Genomic DNA, 5,996 nt, shown 5'->3' with positions numbered 1-5,996 from the left:
GGGGGTTCTATGATCCGCCGCTGGCATCTGGTCGTTCTGGTCCTGCTCGGCGCCTTGACGCTCGCCTGCGAGCGGGGCGCGAGCGGGCCCGCCCCGGCGCCGTCCGGGTCGGGCAAGGGCTACCCGTCGTCGATGGCCGCGCTCGGCGACTCGATCACCGCGGGATTCGGCAGCTGCGGGTCGTACCTCATCTGCTTCAAGAACTCGTGGTCGACCGGGACGGCGGCGGAGGTCGACAGCCACTACGCCCGGATCCTTGCGAAGGACCCGGCGATGAAGGGCCACGCCCACGACTTCGCCCAGCCCGGCGCCGTGGCCGCGATGCTGCCCGCCCAGGCGGAACGGGCGGTCGCGGCGAAGGCCCAGTACGTGACCGTCCTGATCGGCGCGAACGACGCGTGCACCGGCTCGGTGGCCGGCATGACGCCGGTGGCGGACTTCAAGGACTCGGTCGGCGCGGCGCTGACCCGCATCCGTACAGGTTTGCCCAGGTCCCGGGTCCTGGTCGCGAGCATCCCGGACATCTACCGCCTCTGGCAGGTCGGCCACACCGACACCAGCGCCGTCACGGTGTGGTCCCGCTTCCACATCTGCCCCGCGATGCTGGCCGCACCCACGTCGACCGCCCCGGCCGACGATGCCCGGCGCCGGGCCGTGCGCGACCGGATCACCGCCTACGACACCGCGCTGCGGCAGGTGTGCCAGTCCTACGGAAAGCACTGCCGCTGGGACGGCGGAAGCGTGCACGCGGTGCGCTACTCGCTCGACCTGGTGAACCACGTCGACTACTTCCACCCGGACGCGGAGGGCCAGCGGGAGATCGCCGACGTCACCTACCCGGACCACTTCACCTGGTAGGGCCCGCGTCCGGCGTACCCCGGGAAGGTGTTCGGGTGTGCACGATGTGCGTTATTCGGTGCGCCGGGCCGACCGGGCCTCCCTAGACTTGCCAGCCATGCTCACCATGCAGGATGCGCTGGCCCGGCTGACCGCCTACTGGACCGATCAGGGCTGCCTGATCGTCCAGCCGATGAACACCGAGGTAGGTGCGGGAACGCTCAATCCGGCGACCTTCCTGCGGGTGCTCGGGCCGGAACCGTGGCGGGTCGTGTACGTCGAGCCGAGCGTCCGGCCGGACGACTCCCGGTACGGCGAGAACCCGAACCGGTTGCAGACGCACACCCAGTTGCAGGTCATCCTGAAACCCGATCCGGGCAACCCGCAGGAGCTGTACCTCGGCAGCCTCGCGGCGCTCGGGATCGACGTCGCCGCGCACGACGTGCGGTTCGTCGAGGACAACTGGGCGTCGCCGGCGCTCGGCGCGTGGGGGCTCGGCTGGGAGGTCTGGCTCGACGGCCTGGAGATCACCCAGTTCACCTACTTCCAGCAGGCCGGCGGCCTCAACCTCGACCCGGTGTCGGTGGAGATCACCTACGGCATCGAGCGCATCATCATGGCCCTGCAGGACAAAAATCATTTCAAGGACATCGAGTACGGCGCGGGCATCTCCTACGGCGAGGTGTTCGGCCAGACCGAGTACGAGATGTCCCGCTACTACCTGGACGACGCCGACGTGGCGGCGAACCGGCAGCTGCTGGAGATCTACGCGGCGGAGGCGCAGCGGCTGATCGACGCCGGCCTTCCGGTTCCGGCGCACACCTACGTGCTCAAGTGCTCGCAGGCGTTCAACGTGCTGGACGCCCGCGGCGCGGTGTCGACCGCGGACCGGGCGGCGGAGTTCGGGCGGATGCGGCGGCTCGCCGGCGAGGTCGCCAAGCTGTGGGTGGCCCGCCGCGACGAGCTGGACCACCCATTGGGACGGGTGGCACCGGTGCCGCCGGCCACCGCGGTGGCCGCGCCGGCTTCCCGGGAGGGCGCACGGCTGCTGGTGTTCGAGATCGGCACCGAGGAGCTGCCGCCGTCCGAGTGCCGGGCGGCCAAGGAGGCGGTCGAGCGGGAGATCAGCACCGGTCTGGCCGGCACCCGGCTGACGCACGGCGACGTCCGGGTGTTCGCCACGCCGCGGCGGGTGGTCGCGGTGGTCGCCGACGTCGCGGCCCGCGAAGACGACCATGTGCGCACGGTACGCGGGCCCAAGCTCGCCCAGGCCTACGCGGCGGACGGGTCGCCGACGAAGGCCCTCGAAGGGTTCCTGCGCGGTCAGGGCGCGGCCCTCGAGGAGCTCACCGAGGCGGAGTTCAACGGCGTACGCCACGTGGTGGTGAACCGGCCGGAAGCCGGCGGCGCGGCGGCCGAGGTCCTCGCCCCGGTGCTCGCGAAGGTGGTGTCCGGCCTGCGCGCCGCCAAGAACATGCGCTGGCGCGACCCGCAGCTGTCGTTCAGCCGGCCGGTCCGCTGGCTGACCGCGCTGTGGGGCGACGACGTGGTGCCGGTGGCGGTGGGCGCGCTTGCCGCCGGCCGGGAGACCCGGGTGCTGCGGACGGCCGCGACCCCGACGATCGCGATCGCCTCGGCCGAGACGTTCATGGAGACGCTCGCGTTCAACGGGATCGTCGCCGACCCGGAGGACCGGCGCGAGCTGATCGTGACCGGCGCGCAGGACGAGGTGTACCCGGACGGCAGGATCGACGTACGCGGCGAGGCGGCGCTGATCGACCAGATCACCTACCTGGTCGAGGCGCCGACGCCGCTGCTCGGCACGTTCGACGAGAGCTACCTGTCGCTGCCGGACGCGGTGCTGACCACGGTCATGCGCAAACACCAGCGCTACCTGCCGGTGCGGTCGGCCGACGGCACGCTGCTGCCGATGTTCGTGACCGTCGCGAACGGCCCGGTCGACGTCGAGCTGGTCCGGACCGGCAACGAGGCGGTGCTGCGGGCCCGCTACGAGGACGCGGCGTTCTTCTACCGCGCCGACCGGGAGACACCGCTGCCCGAGATGCGCGAGCGGCTGCGGCGGCTCACCTTCACCGACCGGCTCGGCTCGATGGCCGACCGGGCGGCGCGGATCTCGTCGCTCGCCCTCGACCTGGCCTCCGCGCTGGACCTGTCGTCGGCCGTGCTGAGCCGGGCGGCCGCGCTGGTCAAGTTCGACCTCGGCTCGCAGCTGGTCACCGAGATGACCAGCCTGGCCGGCGTGCTGGCCCGGGACTACGCGCTGCACGCCGGGGAGCCGCGGGACGTGGCCCAGGCGATCTACGAGGCCGAGCTGCCGCGGAACACCGGCGACGACCTGCCGGCCTCGCTGCCGGGTGCGCTGCTGTCGCTGGCCGACCGGCTCGACCTGGTGGCCGGGCTGGCCGCCACGGTCGGACTGCCGACCGGCAGCAGCGACCCGTTCGCGGTACGCCGCGCGGTCCTGGGACTGCTCGCCGTGCACCGGGCGCATCCCGCGCTGGCCGGGCTGTCGCTCACCGACGCGCTGCGGGCCGCGGCGGCGCGGCAGCCGGTACCGGTGCCCGACGAGGTGCTCGCGGCGTGCGCCGACTTCCTGGCCAAGCGGCTCGAGCAGATGCTGGCCGAGGAGGGCTTCCCGATCGACCGGGTCCGGGCGGTGCTCGTGCACGCGGCTCGCCCGTCGGTCGCCGGGAACCTGCTGACCCAGCTGGCCACGGTGACGGCGAATCCGGACTTCGTGGCCGTGGCGGAGGCGGTACAGCGGGCGCGCCGGATCGTGCCGCCGTCGACGCCCGCCGGTTTCGACACCGCGGCGCTGACCGAGCCGGCCGAGGTGGCCCTGGTCGCCGCGGTGACGACGGTTCGCGACGAGCTCGCCAAGACGCCGGAGCCGGACCTGCTCCGGTTCACCGAGGCGGCGTCGCGGCTGGTCGCGCCGCTGGCGACGTTCTTCGACGAGGTGTTCGTGATGGCCGAGGACGAACGGGTGCGGGCGGCCCGGCTCGGCCTGCTCGCGACCGTCCGCGACCTCGGCGACGGCATCCTCGACTGGGCGGAGCTGCGCTTGTCCTGAGCAGTGCTCGGCGCATCACGCCTGGCTCGGCTGGGCGGGGTCCGGCGCCGGTGTCACGGCGGTCAGGGCAGTGGGGTCGTCGGGGCGGTAGCGGGCCCGGCGGGTGGCGGAGCATGCCCGAGTCGATGGCGCGTCGCGGCGACCGCCCGGCGGATATCGGCGCGGACGACCCAGCCGGCGTACCCGAGCAGGGCGAAGGCCAGCCCGCGGATCGCCATGCTGACCGCGGAGGTCTCCACCGCCGCCAGCCACTGCTCCTGATCGAAGTGGGCCGGGAACGGATTGGCGTAACCCTGGGCGAGACCGCAGCAGCAGCTGAGCGCGAACAGACCCAGAAAAGCCTTCTTCGCCCAGTGCCGCAGGACCTCCGGCGCCACGCCGAAGCCGAGCAGCATGCGCCGAGTGCTCCAACTCCACCACGACTGGGCAGCGACAAAGGCGATCAGGACCAGCAGGTAGGCGACGACCGGGACGAACCCGATGCTCACCGTGGGCGCCGGGGGCCGGCCCTCGTCAATGGAGACATAGGCGTACACGTAGAACGCCGTCATGAGCACGCTGCCGACGCCTGCCGCGCCGGTGCCGGCAAGCAGGACGAAGGTGGACAGCTCCCAGGTCCGGGGTGGCGTGTCGGTGCGAGCGCGGTCCATCGAAGATCCCCCGGTCCGTAGGTCCCGGGGACGATACACGTGGGTTCCGCGGCGCACGATCCGCCGCGCTACTCCAGGCGGGCGGCGGCCACAGCGCGTACGTTCTGCGCTTCGATCGGGTCGTCGCGCAGGTAGCGCAACCGTTCCCGGGTCCGGTCAGTCAGCGGGGCACGTTCGGCGGCCAGTAGCCTGACGTCGGTTTCGCAGTCCCACAGTCCTTCCACCACCAGACGTTCCGCGCCGGCCGGGTCGAGCGCGACGAGCGCTCGCAGGTAGGCCGGACGTTCGTAGGAGTGCGGGCTGAACCACAGCCGGCGAAGCCGGGGCAAAGCCGTCGCGGCGGCGGGCCCGCCGATCCGCGCCAGGCCGGTGACGAGTTCGTCGTAGCCGCACCGGTCGTCGGCTCGGCTGTCGAGCCAGTCCAGACCGGCGACGAGCAGGGGCGCGTCGGTGGCGTCACCGTGCGCGGCCAACAGCCGAAACGCGGTCCAGCGCAACGGATCGTCGGGGTCGGCCGTCCAGCGGCGCGCGACCGGTACGGCGTGTGGCCCCAGCCGATCCAGCGCCATGCCGAGCGGCACCGACGACTGCAGGACGGCTTCCCGGCTGCCGGCGAGCATGCTGTCGACGAGATCGATCAGGTGCGGGTCCGGCGGGCGGCGATTCAGCTCCCGAAGTGCCGGGTCCCAGTCGCCGGCGCGGGCGGGCTCGGCCAGTATGGCGAGCAGGACGGCATCGGATTCGTCCGAGAATCGGCGGACGACCGGCCGGGCCCTCGCCTCGACGGCGCGGATCGCGGCGGCGATGCGCGGATCGTGGTCGGCCCAGCGTGACCACGGGAGTCCTCGCCACACGGCGTCCTCCCGCACCGCCTCGTCCAGCCGGCCGAGCACGACCGGGTAAAGCCCGTCCCACCTTTCCGGCGGCCATAACCCGGCCACGGTGTCGAGCGCCTCAAGCCAGCGGTCCCCTTCGGCGATGTAGCGGCGCACCTCTTCGGCGGCGCCGTCGACGCCGGCCCGGCCCAGCACCTCGAGGACTCCCAGGACGGTGGCGAAGGCATGGTCTCGGTCGGCGTCCCTCGCGGGCGCGCCGAACAAAACCGCCGAGACCTGCTCGATCGGCATGCGCAGATCGCGGACCAATCGGGCCAGGTAGATCTCGCGTTCGTCGACGCCCCGGTCCCAGCGGTAGTCACGGCGAAGGCAGTCCGCGACCAACTCCGGACCCGCCGGGTCGAACATGGCCTCGTACGCGCCTCGGCCGAGGCCGTGCTGCAGCGCTCCGGCCAGGGTTTGCGGGCTGCGGTAACGCCAGGAGTCATCGGTGGTGCCAGTCATCGGCGAGCAGTGTGCCGCATCCGGCCGTGACCGGATACGGAGTTTCGCGGTGAGCGGCGGGACCGGCCCTAGACG

The 5,996-nt window shown here is 72.5% G+C and carries 4 protein-coding genes; 2 read left to right on the top strand and 2 right to left on the bottom strand.

Annotation, left to right across the window (positions count from 1 at the left end):
• On the top strand, positions 1-858 hold an 858-nt coding region (locus tag ODJ79_RS46250; RefSeq protein WP_317620762.1), incomplete at its 5' end, for a GDSL-type esterase/lipase family protein.
• Positions 859-955: 97 nt separating this feature from the next.
• Entirely contained in the window at positions 956-3,931 is a 2,976-nt protein-coding gene (locus ODJ79_RS46245; protein ID WP_317620761.1) for a glycine--tRNA ligase, read from the top strand.
• Positions 3,932-3,993: 62 nt separating this feature from the next.
• Here ODJ79_RS46245 and ODJ79_RS46240 read toward each other — a convergent pair whose 3' ends face one another.
• Positions 3,994-4,581 (bottom strand): hypothetical protein, encoded by a 588-nt coding sequence (locus ODJ79_RS46240; RefSeq protein WP_263030125.1) that lies wholly within the window; start codon positions 4,579-4,581, stop codon positions 3,994-3,996.
• Positions 4,582-4,649: 68 nt separating this feature from the next.
• Positions 4,650-5,921 (bottom strand): hypothetical protein, encoded by a 1,272-nt coding sequence (locus ODJ79_RS46235; protein ID WP_263030124.1) that lies wholly within the window; start codon positions 5,919-5,921, stop codon positions 4,650-4,652.
• Between the last annotated feature and the right edge of the window lie 75 nt (positions 5,922-5,996).

Source organism: Actinoplanes sp. KI2, assembly GCF_025630775.1.
GTDB lineage: Bacteria > Actinomycetota > Actinomycetes > Mycobacteriales > Micromonosporaceae > Actinoplanes.
The sequence above is the reverse complement of the archived record's forward strand: the minus strand, read 5'-3'. Positions and strand labels throughout refer to the sequence as shown.